This window comes from Neobacillus niacini (assembly GCF_048572935.1).
Classification (GTDB): domain Bacteria; phylum Bacillota; class Bacilli; order Bacillales; family Cytobacillaceae; genus Neobacillus; species Neobacillus niacini.
The window spans coordinates 2,849,680-2,866,234 of record NZ_CP183883.1 but is presented as its reverse complement, the minus strand read 5'-3'; the positions used below and the strand labels follow the sequence as shown (position 1 = coordinate 2,866,234).

Here is a 16,555-nt window from a genome sequence, read left to right as displayed (position 1 = left end):
ACCGTAAAATTATTTTCTTTCTCTTGCATAAATTTTTATCGGGGTTCCTTCGAATCCAAACGCTTCCCGGATTCGATTTTCTAAGAAGCGCTCATAAGAGAAATGCATTAATTCTGGTTCGTTAACAAAAACAACAAAGGTTGGCGGTTTAACAGCTACTTGTGTGGTGTAGTAAATTTTTAATCGACGACCTTTATCCGTTGGTGTTGGATTCATGGCTACTGCATCCATAATTATATCATTTAACACACTTGTTTCGACACGCATTGCATGGTTTTCACTAGCTGTATTAATCATTGGCAGTAGAGTATGAATACGTTTTTTCGTCTTTGCAGACAAGAAAACAATCGGAGCATAACTTAAGTAGAGAAAATGCTCTCTAATTTTTTGTTCAAGTTCCTTCATTGTTTTTTCATCTTTTTCAACAGCATCCCATTTGTTGACTACAATAACAATTGCCCTTCCAGCTTCATGGGCATATCCGGCAATTTTCTTATCCTGTTCAATGATTCCTTCTTCTGCATTAATGACAACTAAAACAACATCGGACCGTTCTATTGCCCTTAAGGCACGGAGTACACTATATTTTTCGGTACTCTCATAGACTTTTCCTTTTTTCCGCATTCCAGCCGTATCAATAATGACATACTTATCGCCATTATATGTATAAGGAGAATCGACAGCATCTCTCGTTGTACCTGCAATATCGCTTACAATGACACGATCTTCACCCAAAATTGCATTCACTAATGACGACTTCCCAACATTAGGTCGGCCTATTAAAGAAAATTTAATGACATCTGCACCATAGTCCTGTCCCTTATTTTTAGGGAAATGTTTAGCGGCTTCATCTAGTAGATCACCCAATCCAAGGCCATGAGAGCCGGATACTGGTATAGGTTCACCGAATCCTAAAGAATAAAAATCGTAGATTTGTTCACGCATTTCAGGATTATCAATTTTATTAACAGCTAATACGACTGGTTTTTTTGATTTATATAAAATTTTTGCTACTTCTTCGTCTGCAGCCGTTACCCCTTCTCTTCCGTTTGTTAAGAAAATGATAACATCAGCCTCATCAATCGCTACTTCTGCCTGCTGGCGAATTTGCTCGAGAAACGGTTCATCCCCGATATCAATACCACCGGTATCAATTACATTAAAATCATGTGTCAACCATTCCCCTGAGCTATAGATTCGATCACGCGTCACTCCTGGGATATCCTCAACGATGGAAATTCTTTCCCCTACAATTCTGTTGAAAATAGTTGATTTCCCAACATTTGGTCGCCCTACAATGGCTATAACAGGTTTTACCATTATAATCGCCATCCTTTCATCCATATGATTATCAATATTTTGTTATTATTATCGTTAAAGCAGAGAAACTCAATTTTATATAATTAAGCAATTGCGTACTAATGATAAAGAAACCCTTCTTTGAAGAGAAGGGTCTAACCATATTATTTTAGCAATGTTAGTCCTTTACCGCAATCCATAACATGGAAGAATTATGTTAGGAAGATTTTTGCTTGCCCTTTTCCAAAAAATGAAAATGGTTTTGAAAGAAGGAACCTGCATTTTCTAGGATACTCCAACTTACCAAAAGAATTGTAATTAATGAAATCACATCAAGGTATGCCATGGAACCAATCGAATATGAAAATTCAAATTTACTCAAATAAAAGGCATATAAGATTTCTCCTTGTACACTGCCACTTACAATCATTAACAATCTGTCTTTAAGTGATGCTTGTAAAAAGATTGCTAAGCAGCAAAAAAATATTCCCATCATCCATTCCTTTTGAAAAATCAGCCATACTGGATCATAAATGACAAATAAGTTAAATGCAACATATGCAATCGTTACAATAAATGAACAAATAAAGGCATATAGTAATGAACCCAGCTTTTTCTTACTAAAAATAATATAAGATAATAGCAGCATAAATAATCCACTAGCATAAAACTCGTAGCTCAAAAACATAAATTTTAAATTTGAAAGGATTATCAAAACTAAAATGGCGGTTGCTAATTTTGTACGATAGGGATTTTGCTTGTTCATAAAAAAGGTTATATATACCCAAAATAACCAAAAAATCCAATAAAACATTAAACCTTCCAATATCACACACCTCCTACTATCTCCATTATCGGTATTCTTTATGTAGTTTCATACTTCCCTGAATAATCTTTCCTCAACAAATTCATGTTAATAGTAGGAGGTGTGGAGGAATGGGAAAAGATCGACAAGAAAAAAAGTTAAAAGCAAGTGGTAAAGTTGAATCAGACCGTGACCAGGCGCTGCATTATCCAGGTTCAACTAAGCTTCAAAGCCCAGAAGAGGCACGTGGATTAAACGATAATAAGTATAGCTGAAAAAAATAAGCTCCCGCTTGCTGCGGGAGCTTATTTTATAGTTCGCTGGCTGTATGTTTTTGTATCAATTCCTCTTTGATTTAACCAATGATGCATTTGACCAGTTATCATCAATGGGACTCTTTGTAGTTCTTGAATAGATTTCGCTCCTAAAGCCGTCATAATGATGGTTAACTCATCATGAAGGGACGAAATTTCTTCATATAGTGCATCGATTCCCTCTTCAACAAGGATTTTTAAGAAAAAGCCTGCAAAGCCTATCACACTAGCTCCTAACGCTATTCCTTTAGCAATTTCTTCACTAGAAGTAACTCCCCCAGAACCAATGATTGTAATTGATTTTGAAGCATGAGAGGCTTCAGAAATTGATATCGCTGTAGGTATTCCCCATTGATTAAAGAACGCTTGTGATTTTTTACTTCGCTTGTTTTCTATTTGAGCAAAATTGGTTCCCCCGAAACCTCCAATGTCCACAGCTGAAACACCTATTGATGAAAGCGTCTCTACCGTTTCTTTACACATCCCAAAGCCGACTTCCTTTACTATGACAGGGACGTTAACCACTTTTATAATGGCTTCTATTCTTTTTAAAGCGCCAGAAAATTCCCGGTCTCCTTCGGGCATTGTGAGTTCCTGGATTACATTTAAATGGATTTGCAGGGCATTTGCCTCAATCATATCAATTGCCGCTTTTGCTTGAGCAGGTGTTGCCTCACTTCCTAAATTGGCAATCAACACTCCAGATGGGTTTTCTCTTCTAACTACTTCATATGTATATCGCTCAGATTGATCCTTCAATGCTGACATTTGCGATCCCACTGCCATGGCAAGTCCAGCTTCTCTTGCCACTATTGCCAGCTGCTTATTAAGGGAATAGGTTTTTTCCCCACCGCCGCCTGTCATAGCATTGATAAAAATTGGCGAACTTAAAGAAAGTTCGCCAATTTTCTGATCAAAGGTGACATCTGAAACATTAATGTTTGGTAAACTTTGATGAATAAATTGGACATCATCAAATGCTGTTGATCGCTTTTGCCCAGTTTCTATTGCATAGCGAATATGGTCCCATTTCCGTTCAGATCTAGACACTTAATATCACCATTATTTTCCCAGATTCTTTAATTTATCGCCAATCATTTCGCCAAGCTGGAATCCTTTAGATTCTTCTGGAAGTTCATAATCAAAGTTTTCTTCCACTTCTTTTTCAAGAAGATCTTTAATACTAAGTGAAAGTCTCTGCTCCTGTTCGTTTGCATCTAGTACTTTCACTTGCACTTCTTGCCCTTCCTTTAATACCTCATGAGGTGTACCAATATGCTTATGGGCAATTTGGGAGATATGAACTAAGCCTTCTACGCCAGGGAAAACTTCTACAAATGCACCATAAGAAACTAATCTCTTCACTGTTCCTGTTAACGAGCTTCCCTTAGGTGCTTTTTCAGCTATATTAGACCATGGTCCTGGCTGTGTTTCTTTAATAGATAAAGAAATTCTCTCATTATCACGATCTACACTAAGAACCTTAACTGTTACTTTTTGACCTTCTTGCACCACATCTGAAGGTTTATTAATATGTTCATATGATAGTTGAGAAATATGAACAAGGCCATCAATACCGCCAATATCAACGAATGCGCCAAAATCTGTAATTCTTTGAACAGTTCCATCAATTACTGATCCTGGAGTAATACTGTTAAGGATGTTTTTCTTATGTTTTCCTTTTTCTTCTTCCACCACTGCACGGTGTGAAAGAATTAGACGATTTTTTTCTTTATCGAGCTCAACAATCTTAAAAGTTAGATTTTTACCTTTATAATCTGAAAAATCTTCGACAAAATGAGCTTCTACTAAAGATGCTGGCACAAAGCCTCGTACGCCAAGATCAACGACAAGACCACCCTTTACTACATCCTTTATTTCAGTTTCAAATATTTCTCCGCTATTGAAAAGATTTTCAAGATTTACCCATGCTTTTTCAGCATCTACTTTTCTTTTTGATAAGACAAGGGCGTCCTCTTCCACTTTTAATACCTCAAGTTCTAATTCATCACCTTCAGAAACAACGTCAGAGGCTTTTTCAACATGAAGGCTAGAAAGCTCACTAATTGGAATGATACCATCATGTTTACTATCTTGAATATTTACAATAACCTGTTTTTCTTCTACTTTCGTGACTTGTCCGGTGACTTTATCACCAACGGTATAATTTTTTACTTCTACTTGGTTCATTTCTTCCGACATATGTATTCCTCCTTAATCCAATTACTACTAAATAAATTATATAATATCAAAATGATAAACGAGTGAATATTCTAATAAAATCTCTTTTTATTAACTTCTTACAAATAGCGGATTTTGTCAAGTAGAACCTATCGGTGCTCTTTAATAAGTTTATGGATTTCTGACATTATTAATTCAGTCACCTGCTCAGCAGAGGCTTTTGCTGCCCTCATTTCCTCCATTGCAATCGGTTTTCCATAAACAACCTTTAATTTCCCTAAACTTTTGTAGGGACCAATTATAGCGCAGGGGACCACATCAGCATCTGTTCTAAGAGCAAAAAAACCTGCTCCCGCTAGACCTTTGCCGATTTCACCGGTTTTACTTCGTGTTCCTTCAGGAAAAAGCCCGAAAACATTTCCATCTTTTAATACCTTTAATCCAGCTCTTAGTGATTCCCTGTCCCCCTTCCCCCTTTTTACCGGGAAAGCGTTGCACTTTCTCACTATATTACCTAATACAGGAACTTTAAATAGTTCTTCCTTTGCCATAAAATGGACAGGTCTAGGAGCTGTAATACCAACAACCAAAGGATCAAAATTATGAATATGATTTGTACAAAGCAGCACCCCGCCATCCTTAGGAAAATGCTCTAATCCACTAACTTCAATTCGATATAACGGTTTAATAACTCCCGCAACAACTGATCTTGCAAACGAATAAAACGTCACACTCATCCAACCCTTTCATGCACTAGAGCCATAATTTTTTCTACAACTTCTGGGATCGTCAAAGATGTTGTGTCAATTTCAATTGCGTCGTCTGCTTTTTTCAAAGGCGCAAATTCTCGTTCAGAGTCTATTTTATCACGACGGGCGATTTCTGCCTTTAATTGTTCTAAATCGGAAGGATAGCCTTTTTGGAGATTTTCCGTATGTCGTCTTACCGCTCTTTCTTCTACACTTGCAAGCAGGAAAACTTTTACTTCCGCATTTGGAAGCACATGTGTCCCAATATCCCTGCCGTCCATCACAACCCCTCCATTTACGGCGAAGGATTGCTGCATTCTCACCATTTCCTTACGGACCATTTGGTGCTTGGCCACAATGGAAACGGAATTTGTCACTTTTGCTGAACGAATGTTTTCAGTTACTTCTTGTTTATCAAGAAACACCAATTGACCCTTTGGTGACGGAAATAGTTCTAATTTTGTTGATAATAGAGTGTTTAATAGTGAGTTTTCATCTTCTAAATTTAGGTTATTTTCCAGTGCTTTATATGTTAAGGCTCGATACATTGCACCGGTATCTATATATATGTAGGATAACTTTTCTGCCACAACTTTTGCTACTGTACTCTTGCCGGCTGCAGCAGGTCCGTCTATTGCAATTGATAATTTTTTTTCCATAGATCCTCCTAAGTTTACACATGTTCGTCTGACACATTCTTATTTATTTTACCATAAGAAAGCTGAATGCCTCTTTATTTTAGCATTTTTTATAATTGATTTTCTTTTATACTGTTCCCACTTTGAGAATAAAAAAAAAGCAGGAATCCTGCTCTTTAATCACTAAAGGTTTGTAGAATCTCAGTAAATGTATTTTCATTTACACCTTCGTATTTTGTTAACTGTTCTAATTGTGGAAAAATATCTAGTTGATGTAAGAATAGCTGAGCGAAAAAAAGAAAGATAAATTGGATTATAATTACTTTTATTAAAATTCTTTCTACAATCTTCATACCATCACTCCAAATTCCAATTACTCCTATTATTGGAGCGATGGCATGATTTTATTCTAAACCTTAGATTACTTCGTCATAGACTTCTTCGGCATTTTTTAGTTTTTCTACTTCTTCTTCGACACCGTCTACTGCATTAATAAAGATTCGATAGGAGTCGTCACCAATAGTTCCTAAGAATTCATAACATAATACTTCTTTGTTCAAATCATTTACAATGACCGCTTGTCTTTCTTCCATTACTTTAAAGTTAGGATTTACCTTTGCTCGAGCTTGTTCACTAGTTAATACTGGTTTTTCAATTTCTCTTGCTTCATTAAATGATTTTAAATAATCCTCTGCCGAGAATCCAATAATGCTGCCATTATCGAGCGCTACTTCTACTTTGAGCGCCTCAGGATAAATTCTGATATTGTTTTCTTTGGTGACAAAATTAAATACACCAGTATTATCATATTGAGTGCTCTCAAACAGTTCTAGGTTTTTATACCCATTCTCCTTTAGAAATGCTGCAGCTTTAAGATTAGCATCGTTTAGACTAAGATTCTGCTTGGTAACATCTCTATGATTAATAAACCAAATAGGATACCCTGCTTTTTTGGTAATATCCATGCTGCCCTCTTGACCTGTTTTCTTATTTCTTATCGAGATACTATAAAAACCGTAGTCTGAACCCTTACCATTCTCCGTTACTTTAACCTCTGCATTCCCATCAAATTTCATATATTTCTTCGCAATGCTGATGGCTTCTTTTTCGGATATGGTTTTCCCCTTAATTTTCTTAAAGTTGTCATCCTTCTTTTGCAAGTTCGTAAAGGTCGGACCAAAATCACTTTCATCGTAGCCTGATACGGTTTTTTCAACTGTTTTAAATCCATCAATAATCGTATTGTCGGTTTGTTCTTTTCCTGAGGCTAACGCAAGTTCAACATCCATCCAGCGAAGATTATTTTGCAAAACCATATGTTGGACTTTACGCAGTTCATTTTGAATATCCCCAGATTGCTTATATAGAACTTTTAAGGTTTCATATTCCTCTTCTGATAATGGTTCTTTTTCTAAATCTCTTACTGCTGTTCGATAACTAAACTTTCCAATTTTAGCCAAAAACTCCTCGGTTTTATTGAATGGAAGCAATGTCAACGGCAGCTGCCCCACATCACTATGTGCTTCAGAGGTAAGTCTCCAAACTTCAACTAGTGAAGGGGATAAAGAGTGCCTAGAATTCATCGCAAGAGTGGTTCCAATCTTATCGTGAAGTAAATCCATTTGATAAGTAAGATCATGAAAGGCACGTTGATAATTATTTTCAGCATTTAATAAGATAGCATTTTTTTCCCGATGTTCTTGATATCCCCAGTAGGCTGTTCCTGCCACACCCAGTGCTAGAACACCAATAATTATTCCTCTTATCATCCTTTTCACCCCTCTATTCGCAAAAAATATGTTTCCCAATTCGTTTGATTTGTGGTCTTGACCAAATCCACTTGCTTGTAGCTGTTGCCGGATTAAAATAATAAAGTGCTTCGCCAGTTGGATCAATGCCATTAATGGCGTCCAAAACTGCTTTTTTAGCTGTTGCATTCGGGGTAAGCCAAATTTGTCCATCGGCAACAGCCGTAAAGGCACCAGGTTCGAAAATAACTCCTGACACTGTGTTTGGAAAGGAAGCGCTATTGACTCTATTTAGAATAACAGCTGCTACTGCCACTTGACCTGTATATGGTTCACCCCTTGATTCTCCATATACAGCATTAGCCATCAATTGAATATCATTACTTGAGAATCCACCTGGAGTATTAGCCGCAGTTGGTTTAGTTGGTGCAGCTTTTGGAGCAGGTGCAGCCGGTTTTGGACTAGGTGCTTTGGCAGGAGCTTTAGCTGGTGCTTTTGACTGTGGTGCACTCTGCTTATTTTGATCTACTCCACCGTAATGTGTAAATTTATTTCCTTTATTGATTTGTTCCTTCACAAACTGTTTATTATATTTACTTGCTTTGACCAATTTTGCTTTTGTTTCCGTTCCTGCTAGGCCATCGATAGGTAACCCGAACTCATATTGAAAATTCCTTAATGCCCAATAAGTGCTCCAACCGAACACTCCATCAATTTTCTTATTGTAAAATCCCAAATACTGAAGTCTAGATTGAAGCTCAATGACATCATCTCCAACCGCACCTTGCTGGATAACCTGATTAGAGAATGCAAATGCCCTGTTGTTCTCTAGAAACGTAAATGGCATTATACAAAGGGAGATTAAGAGTGGAATAGTCAATGTTACGATTTTCTTCTTCATGGTAATGTAACCCCCAGTTGTAAATCTTTTTAGATGTAAGCCTATTTTTTGTCATAATGGCAAATTTATTCAAAAAAAATTCCCTTCATTTAGAATGAAGAGAATTCTTCATTAGGAATGAAAGGAATTTTGAGCTGAATATTGTTTTTTCTTATGGTTAGTTGTTAAAATTCTCGCAAGCTTAACCTTCCTTAAACCAAACCACCAAAGAAAAATCATAAAAGGTAAAATAATATATAACCAGTTTTCTTGTGAAATTAATATATAATCATAAAATCCATGAAGTATGAATGGAAAAAGTAAGGAGATAACTACCCATTTTGCCTTTTTTCCCTCTGTGAATTTTGCTTTACCGATGTAAAATCCCATAATGACTCCAAATAGAGCATGGCTGGAAACAGGTAGAAGCGCCCTCGCCATCGCATGTTCAATTCCATTAGCAATTAAATAAAAAATATTTTCGACGGTGGCAAAACCAAGCGATACTGCCACACCATAGACAATTCCATCGAATGGCTCATCAAAATCCACATGCTGGTAAATAGCATAAAAAAGGATAAACCATTTGAAAAATTCCTCTAGAAGGCTTGAGGAAAGGAATGCTTCAATAAAACCAGATTTGATTATATTCTCTGTATGAAGTACATGCTGAATAAACATGATTGGAAACACTAGCAGAACACCAAACATAAAGGTTCTTAAAACTACGGTTATAGGTTCTGACTCATATTCATCTTTTAAATAAAAGTAACTTAATAGGGCCAGTCCGGGGGCAATACCGGCTGATAAAATTCCCAGCATGGTTAATCCTCATTTCAATCAATTCGTTACTTTAATCCTAACATGATATTGTCATTAATTAAATGAAAGATTAAATCCATTTATGAATGGCCGATTAAAAATTTATTTTTTCTAGTCCACTAGCAAGTGCCACTGCTAATTTAATTCTAGCCTTTTTGGAATCATTATCACTTCCGAGGATGACTCCCTTATTATAAAGGTCATATGCACTTCCTTTATAATCATAAGTTGTATAAACAGAACCTTCTTCCGCGCTAGTTGTGACCACTAAGGCAATGCCTTCGGAAAGTGATTTTTCTATTTCCTCCATCATTTGAGGTGCTACTTGACCTCGTCCAACACCTTCAAGGATAATTCCTTTTACCCCGGATTCTCTCGCAGCTCTAATAAATTTTCCATCAGCACCAATATAACATTTTATGATATCTACTTGTGGTACTGGTGATTGGATGGCAAAGTATTCACGCTTTATTGGCTTTTGAAAGATTTGAACAACATCATTATCGATGATTCCTAGATAGCCAAACCCAAATACGTTAAAACCTTGAATATTAGAGGCATGTTCTTTCTTTACATACCTTGCAGCAAAGATACGTTCATTAAACACGACAACAGCACCCGCATTTAACAAGTCCTCTGAACAGGCAGAGTATATAGCATGTCTTAAGTTTATATAAACATCGCTTCCTAATTCCTCCGGGGAACGTTGAGATCCAGTTATAACCACAGGTCTTGAATCTTTTATAGTTAAATCAAGAAAGTACGCTGTTTCTTCAAGAGTATCGGTGCCATGTGTTACCACGACTCCAGAAACGGTATCATCCTCATAATATTTTTCGATTTTATTCTTTAAGAGGACTAGGTCATCAAATGTAATATGTATACTTGCCTTTTGAAATACAGATTCGATTATAACTTCGATATCATTTGGAAGATTACACATTGCTGCCAGTTCTTCGCCTGTTAACTCACCTGAAGCTAATTTCCCGGATTCCTTATTCGTTTTACTGGCAATCGTTCCTCCAGTGGTTAACAAAACAACCTTTTTCATTTTTTCCACCCTTTCATTACTCTTTCTTTGATTGATTGTGCAATAAGTCCACCATGGAACCTGCCATTTTCAATAAATATTTCGTTTGCGTTATTACCAGCAGCGATGACTCCTGCGATAAAAATCCCTTCAACGTTTGTTTCCATTGTGTCAGGATTAAATAATGGTCTACCGGATTCCTCATCAATTAATATTCCCATCTTTTTTAGGAATTGGTGATCTGGTCTGTATCCAGTCATTGCAAAAACAAATTCATTGTATATTGACTTTTCTTCTCCATCTTTTTTATATCGCACCTGATCTTCCGTTATTTTTATGATATGAGAATCAAACTCCATTGTAAGGATACCGCTTCGTACTAATGCTTCAAATTCCGGGAGTATCCATGGCTTGATACTAGAGGAATATTCTTTTCCGCGATATAAAACAGTTACTCTTGCACCTGCTTTTACGAGCTCAATCGCTGCGTCTACACTAGAATTTTTTCCGCCGATTACACAGACATCCTTATCAAAATATGGATGTGCTTCTTTAAAATAATGAGATACCTTCGGCAAATCTTCCCCAGGAATATTCATATAGTTTGGGTGGTCATAGTATCCTGTAGCAATCACAACAAATCGAGATTGATACATTTGTCTATCCGATATTACTTGAAATTGTTCTCCTTCTTTAAAAACACTTGAAACTTTTTCAAAAGAATTGATACGCAGTTTTTTCCTTTTTACAACATCCCGGTAGTATACAAGCGCTTGATTTCTTTTAGGTTTATAACTTTCAGTAATAAATGGGACTTCTCCGATTTCCAATTTTTCACTTGTACTAAAAAACGTTTGATGTGTCGGATAATGGTAGATTGCATTTACAACATTTCCTTTTTCAATAATAAGCGGATTAAGCCCTATTTCTTTAAAGGCAATGGCTGCAGCTAAGCCGCATGGTCCACCACCGACTATAATAATATCTTCTATTTGCAAAACGATCACCTCAATTTATTATTCCACAAAAAACTCCTACCGTCATATGATAGGAGTTTTTCCAATATGTTTCAATACGTAATGTTTTTAAATCCATCCTCTAAAACGGCTTGCTTCGGCCATTTTACGAACACCAACCATGTATGCGGCCAAGCGCATATCTACACGTCGAGTTTGGGCTGTTTCATAAATATTATTAAATGATTTCACCATTACTTTTTCGAGTTTTTCTTCCACTTCTTCCTCAGACCAGTAATAACCTTGGTTATTCTGTACCCATTCAAAATAGGAAACAGTTACGCCTCCAGCAGAAGCAAGTACATCCGGAACCAGTAACACACCACGTTCGGTTAGTATCTCAGTTGCCTCAAGTGTTGTTGGTCCATTAGCAGCCTCTACAACGATTCCAGCACGAATATTATGTGCATTATCAGCTGTAATTTGATTTTCTATGGCAGCAGGTACAAGAATATCACAATCAAGTTCTAACAGTTCCTTATTCGAGATTGTGTTATTAAATAACTTTGTAACAGTACCAAAACTATCACGACGGTCTAAAAGATAGTCAATATCAAGCCCCTCAGGATCATATAAAGCACCATAAGCATCGGAAATACCTACAACCTTCGCTCCTGCATCATGCATAAATTTTGACAAATAGCTTCCCGCATTACCGAAGCCTTGAACTACCACCCGTGCACCTTCAATTTGGATTCCCTTTCTTTTAGCTGCCTCACGGATACAAATGGTTACACCCTTTGCAGTAGCAGATTCACGCCCATGTGAGCCCCCTAGAACCAGAGGCTTACCAGTAATAAATCCCGGAGAGTTAAATTCATCAATACGGCTATACTCATCCATCATCCAAGCCATAATTTGGGAATTTGTAAAAACATCTGGTGCAGGAATATCTTTTGTAGGACCTACGATTTGACTTATGGCTCGTACATATCCACGACTTAATCTTTCAAGTTCTCTAAATGACATATCACGCGGGTCACAAATAATTCCGCCTTTTCCACCGCCATATGGCAGGTCAACAATACCACATTTCAAGCTCATCCAAATGGAAAGGGCCTTTACCTCTGTCTCCGAAACATTTGGATGAAACCTAATCCCACCCTTTGTCGGACCGACTGCGTCGTTGTGCTGCGCTCGGTAGCCGGTAAATATCTTAATTGAACCGTCATCCATTCTTATTGGAATTTTCACTGTCATCATACGTAAGGGCTCTTTTAAAAGCTCATATACTTCTTCAGGATAACCTAACTTTTCAAGAGCTTTATGTATAACAGTCTGTGTTGAAGTTAATACATTATTTTCTTCCTCTTGATTAGTTTTTTCATTACCTTTTTCGGCTGACATCCTGTAAACCTCCTAGAAAAATCACTTTAACAAATGTTGTCGCTTTCAGACACAAGTATACACGTTTAAATGATTTATGCAAGATTAAAAATTCACTATTGACTATTTTCGATCTATTGTTTGTAACCGCTTCCATTTAGATATACTGGGGTTTTTACTAAAAGAAAAAGGAGCGGCGGACTCCTATTTACATTTCCTCAAAGCATCAGAAATCTATTTAAAATATTTTTGAATCGTTTCCACCGCTTTACCTTCAACAATTCGTTTCCCATATTCTTCAAGTAAGTGTGTGCTTAGAATGGATGGATTACCGTACTCAGATAAAAATGCTGCAATTTTCTCAATTATAGATGAATCAATGTTATTCATATTTAAGTAATATCGATTGTTATAAGAATATAAACTTCCACCACATACTTTTAATGCAAATAGCCTATGAGAAAGTGCGATAATATCTTCAATACTTTCGAATTGATACAGTAGGTTTTCACAACCCTCAACCCTTACTTGCATCTCTACAAAGCCATCAAACAAGACTTCTTCATCTTCAATATAATCGTCGACGGTTATGATCATAATCATCCCCTGAGCCTGCAAGGAAAAAATCTCAACTGCAACAGAACCCTGTATCTCAACATCAAATTCTTCACTTGCCTCCTCCAGCATGTCGTGAAAAAGTTGATGCCATTTTATAGAATCTTTCCAAATATCATCTTTGGAAAGTCCCCTTTCCAGTAAATCATCAGAGGTTAAAAAAATTTTTATCTTATTGACTGTTAAGCGTTCTAAGCGCATGCTCTTTTGCCCCCTGCCGTGACATAACTCTTATCCCTAGTGTATGTCAATGGCTTTGGTTGGTGCTTTGTCTAAAATACCATCCTTTCCAAAAGCCACATTTCCCATTCATTCCTTGTTTGTCCAAAAATAAAGGATGCGTATTGACCTTTTTCAGATGGTTTTATGGCGGTTATAGCCTTACCTCCAAGTCCAATCGTAATATCCCTATGTTTCAACGATAGGTGTTTAACCAATGAAAGTACTTCTGTTAACTCTTCTTGGACTTCACAGAAGATGATGATTAAATCTGGATGAATCATATCCATTATTTGATTATGCTCACCTTCTGAATAAATTTTACCTATATTTATAACTTGAACACCACGTTTTTGTAAATAAAAAGTAAACAATAGCAGATCAGTATTATCCTGATCCTCAGCCCAGTTTATACAAATAGCTTTATTATGATGTACATTAATAGGAAAGCTGTTAATAATCATCGTAATTCTAGCTTTTATAAGCGAAGAGGAAAAATACTTTTGTGCAGGTATTATTTTCCCTGAGACAAAAGAATCCTCTATTTTCTTTAAAATCTGACCAAAGATATCAATAATTACTTTTTCCATTGTAAAGATACTAAACATATTATTAATAATTTCGGCTATCCGCTCATGCTCAAAGTGAGTTAAGGCTTCATAAAGAGAGTCTGTTAAATTGATTAGTGGATTTCCCTGTTTAAGGGTTAATGCTTCTGAATCCATCAGCGATTGATTGTGCCCCAATAAAGAGACGGCCTGACTAATAGTAAATCCCTGATTAACCTTCTTTATTAACCACTGAAGTATTTTGATATGCTCTTCTGTATATAATCGATGGCCAGCTTCATTTCGAACTGGAGCAATCATTTGATATCTTCTTTCCCACGCTCTTAGCGTTCCTGGCTGAATCCCCAACATTAATGCAGCCGCTTTAATATTATATTTACCTTCTTGGTCGTCCATCCTGATTCCTCCGACATTTAACAAACCATTCTTGAAAAAATTAACTACCTTTTTTGATTGTGATCAAATGACACTGTGCAGGTGCCCCTAACCTTAACGGGACCCCTGTCGTACCATACCCATTACTAATTAAAATAGTAGTATTATCTAATTTTTCTACTTTCCCTTTTTCAAATGGGCTGTAACCCAAAATATGTATTTGTCCACCATGAGTATGACCACTTAGCACAAGACGAATATTATGTTCTGGCAATATTTTATCTGTGATATCCGGGTAGTGACTTGCCAATATTTTAAAGCTGTTATTCTCCGCGTCTAACAACGCCAAGTCCAATCTGTCTCTCCCTTGACCTAGTTCATCCACACCAAGCAAAGATAGTTTATCACCATTTTTAGATTCAAAGATAGCTGAAGTATTATCTAAAACTTTTATTCCATAATCCAAGAGTATGGCATCTAATTTACGAAAGTCAGTTTCATAATCATTATTGCCCCATACAAAATATACAGGACCTACCTGTTTCAATTTCTCTAGATTTTTCTTAACCCTTGGAAAAGGAACCTTCTTCTCCGTTAAATCCCCGCCAATTATTACAATATCAGTTTTTCCTTTTACTGAATTGATAATGTCATCTGAAATGAGGCGCTTATGTATATCAGAGATAAAAAATATTGATACCGCTCCGAATGACTCTGGAAAGTCTTCAAAGGTCATTTCATGGTGTACCACATGATTGAGGAATGCTTCTTTAGCCATATATAAGATTAAAGCTATTCCCAGAATTAAAAGTAAAACAAAAACAAAAATAATATTCATTCAATTCCCCTTTTCCCTTCTAAGGTGTCCTACGGAAATCATACCATAAAGAAAACTAAAACTAAAAACAACTAAAGCTTGCTCCTTTTTTTCTTTAATCCCTTCTTTATAAGTTTCAGAATCTCTTGAATTTGTTGTACACTTACAACTAATCCGAAGAAAAAAGCGAATAAGGCAGCAAAAAATTCCAATGGATAAATAATCGGTCCGACCAAAATATCAGAAATATGAAATGGATAAGTAATTGGAAACCATTCAATAAATAAATACCCGCATAGAAAAATAAAAAACATCCGCCAGATTAACTTCAACACAAAAATCCCTCCCATAGATTGTATGAGAAGGAATTAATTTCTTTCCAATTCGATTAACTAATCTTCCTGTATACTTAAGATCCGGAAACCTTGTTCTTCCAGTTTCTTTGTAAAGCGATCGATATTATCTTTCTTTTCAACCTTCATAACAATTCTTCGAACTAATTTATCAGTCTCATCAAACGTTACAAGTGAAATAATATGTTCATGGAAGTGATGGGCAATTTCAGAAAGCCTAGCAATTCGACCTTCTGTTTCTACCGAGGTAAAGGCAATCCGTACCCCTGGACGGTTTACACCGAAAGCGCTCTGAAAAGTGGATAGTACATCTGACCGTGTCACAACCCCTAGGAATTTACGGTTTGAGTCAACCACCGCTAATAATGGAAAATCCTTTAAATCTAGAAGTGTTTTTTCAAAAACTTCTTCGCCCACTAAAAACTTTTCCTGATGGGTTGCAACATCTTTAACTGTGATGGTATTTATATACTCTTCTTTGGATTTGCCGGAATGAAAGTAGCTCTCATAAATCTTGTAACGTGTTGCTACCCCTATATACTTTTCTCCTTGTAAAACTGGAACTCCATCAATTTCATTTTTCTCTAATTGTTCTAATGCAACAGCCAATGTTGTGTCTTCTTGTACCGTCACACAGGCATGATTTGGAATCATCATATTTTTTACAAACACTATCCATCACCTCTATGTAATTATCCTTCCTATTTATACTTCAACAAAACATTGGGAATATCCTTTTTATTTCAATATTATGTCATGAATCTAGAGATTTTTCATATTTATTAATGATATTAATCAA

19 protein-coding genes are annotated in these 16,555 nt (G+C 36.3%); 1 reads left to right on the top strand and 18 read right to left on the bottom strand.

Features of this window, described 5'->3' with window-relative positions; genetic code table 11:
* Nucleotides 1–9: 9 nt before the first annotated feature.
* Nucleotides 10–1,320: a ribosome biogenesis GTPase Der gene (gene der, locus ACN6MT_RS13975; RefSeq protein WP_419956263.1), complete on the bottom strand. Its 1,311-nt coding sequence runs from the start codon at nucleotides 1,318–1,320 to the stop codon at nucleotides 10–12.
* A gap of 196 nt (nucleotides 1,321–1,516) precedes the next feature.
* The gene (locus tag ACN6MT_RS13970) at nucleotides 1,517–2,125 is read right to left on the bottom strand and encodes a YphA family membrane protein (RefSeq protein WP_419956262.1); all 609 of its coding nucleotides are present in this window, start codon (nucleotides 2,123–2,125) and stop codon (nucleotides 1,517–1,519) included.
* Between the two features lie 110 nt (nucleotides 2,126–2,235).
* On the opposite strand from ACN6MT_RS13970, the gene ACN6MT_RS13965 reads away from it, so the two are divergent.
* Nucleotides 2,236–2,379 (top strand): YpzI family protein, encoded by a 144-nt coding sequence (locus ACN6MT_RS13965; RefSeq protein WP_082799342.1) that lies wholly within the window; start codon nucleotides 2,236–2,238, stop codon nucleotides 2,377–2,379.
* Nucleotides 2,380–2,409: 30 nt separating this feature from the next.
* Here the strand turns inward: ACN6MT_RS13965 and fni are convergent, their stop codons facing one another.
* The 16 genes from fni to ACN6MT_RS13885 form a co-directional block, all read right to left on the bottom strand.
* Nucleotides 2,410–3,468, bottom strand: coding sequence for a type 2 isopentenyl-diphosphate Delta-isomerase (gene fni / locus ACN6MT_RS13960; protein WP_419956261.1), 1,059 nt, complete (start codon nucleotides 3,466–3,468; stop codon nucleotides 2,410–2,412).
* A 12-nt stretch (nucleotides 3,469–3,480) separates the two neighbouring features.
* On the bottom strand, nucleotides 3,481–4,620 hold the full coding sequence (gene rpsA / locus ACN6MT_RS13955) for a 30S ribosomal protein S1 (protein WP_419956260.1): 1,140 nt from the start codon (nucleotides 4,618–4,620) through the stop codon (nucleotides 3,481–3,483).
* A 128-nt stretch (nucleotides 4,621–4,748) separates the two neighbouring features.
* A complete protein-coding gene (locus ACN6MT_RS13950; RefSeq protein WP_419956259.1) occupies nucleotides 4,749–5,330 on the bottom strand; it encodes a lysophospholipid acyltransferase family protein in 582 nt (193 codons plus the stop codon).
* Between the two features lie 2 nt (nucleotides 5,331–5,332).
* Nucleotides 5,333–6,007, bottom strand: coding sequence for a (d)CMP kinase (gene cmk, locus ACN6MT_RS13945; RefSeq protein ID WP_419956258.1), 675 nt, complete (start codon nucleotides 6,005–6,007; stop codon nucleotides 5,333–5,335).
* A gap of 155 nt (nucleotides 6,008–6,162) precedes the next feature.
* A complete protein-coding gene (locus tag ACN6MT_RS13940; protein WP_179596437.1) occupies nucleotides 6,163–6,339 on the bottom strand; it encodes a YpfB family protein in 177 nt (58 codons plus the stop codon).
* 63 nt (nucleotides 6,340–6,402) lie between these two features.
* Nucleotides 6,403–7,755 carry a germination protein YpeB gene (gene ypeB, locus ACN6MT_RS13935; protein ID WP_419956257.1) on the bottom strand — a complete coding sequence of 451 codons (1,353 nt, stop codon included), beginning with the start codon at nucleotides 7,753–7,755 and terminating at the stop codon, nucleotides 6,403–6,405.
* Between the two features lie 13 nt (nucleotides 7,756–7,768).
* The gene (gene sleB / locus ACN6MT_RS13930; protein ID WP_419956256.1) at nucleotides 7,769–8,635 is read right to left on the bottom strand and encodes a spore cortex-lytic enzyme; all 867 of its coding nucleotides are present in this window, start codon (nucleotides 8,633–8,635) and stop codon (nucleotides 7,769–7,771) included.
* Between the two features lie 111 nt (nucleotides 8,636–8,746).
* On the bottom strand, nucleotides 8,747–9,436 hold the full coding sequence (gene prsW, locus ACN6MT_RS13925; protein ID WP_419956255.1) for a glutamic-type intramembrane protease PrsW: 690 nt from the start codon (nucleotides 9,434–9,436) through the stop codon (nucleotides 8,747–8,749).
* Between the two features lie 94 nt (nucleotides 9,437–9,530).
* Nucleotides 9,531–10,487, bottom strand: a complete 957-nt coding sequence (locus tag ACN6MT_RS13920) for an asparaginase (RefSeq protein ID WP_419956254.1) — start codon at nucleotides 10,485–10,487, stop codon at nucleotides 9,531–9,533.
* Nucleotides 10,484–11,464 (bottom strand): YpdA family putative bacillithiol disulfide reductase, encoded by a 981-nt coding sequence (locus tag ACN6MT_RS13915; protein ID WP_419956253.1) that lies wholly within the window; start codon nucleotides 11,462–11,464, stop codon nucleotides 10,484–10,486. Before ACN6MT_RS13915 ends, ACN6MT_RS13920 begins: the two co-directional genes overlap by 4 nt.
* Nucleotides 11,465–11,551: 87 nt before the next feature.
* Nucleotides 11,552–12,829: a Glu/Leu/Phe/Val family dehydrogenase gene (locus tag ACN6MT_RS13910; RefSeq protein ID WP_063251231.1), complete on the bottom strand. Its 1,278-nt coding sequence runs from the start codon at nucleotides 12,827–12,829 to the stop codon at nucleotides 11,552–11,554.
* A gap of 213 nt (nucleotides 12,830–13,042) precedes the next feature.
* Nucleotides 13,043–13,624: a genetic competence negative regulator gene (locus tag ACN6MT_RS13905; RefSeq protein ID WP_063251232.1), complete on the bottom strand. Its 582-nt coding sequence runs from the start codon at nucleotides 13,622–13,624 to the stop codon at nucleotides 13,043–13,045.
* Nucleotides 13,625–13,695: 71 nt separating this feature from the next.
* Entirely contained in the window at nucleotides 13,696–14,607 is a 912-nt protein-coding gene (locus ACN6MT_RS13900; protein ID WP_419956252.1) for a MerR family transcriptional regulator, read from the bottom strand.
* Nucleotides 14,608–14,647: 40 nt separating this feature from the next.
* Entirely contained in the window at nucleotides 14,648–15,424 is a 777-nt protein-coding gene (locus ACN6MT_RS13895) for a metallophosphoesterase (protein ID WP_419956251.1), read from the bottom strand.
* A 71-nt stretch (nucleotides 15,425–15,495) separates the two neighbouring features.
* Nucleotides 15,496–15,738: a hypothetical protein gene (locus ACN6MT_RS13890; RefSeq protein ID WP_419956250.1), complete on the bottom strand. Its 243-nt coding sequence runs from the start codon at nucleotides 15,736–15,738 to the stop codon at nucleotides 15,496–15,498.
* A 57-nt stretch (nucleotides 15,739–15,795) separates the two neighbouring features.
* Entirely contained in the window at nucleotides 15,796–16,428 is a 633-nt protein-coding gene (locus ACN6MT_RS13885) for an HPP family protein (protein ID WP_063251235.1), read from the bottom strand.
* Between the last annotated feature and the right edge of the window lie 127 nt (nucleotides 16,429–16,555).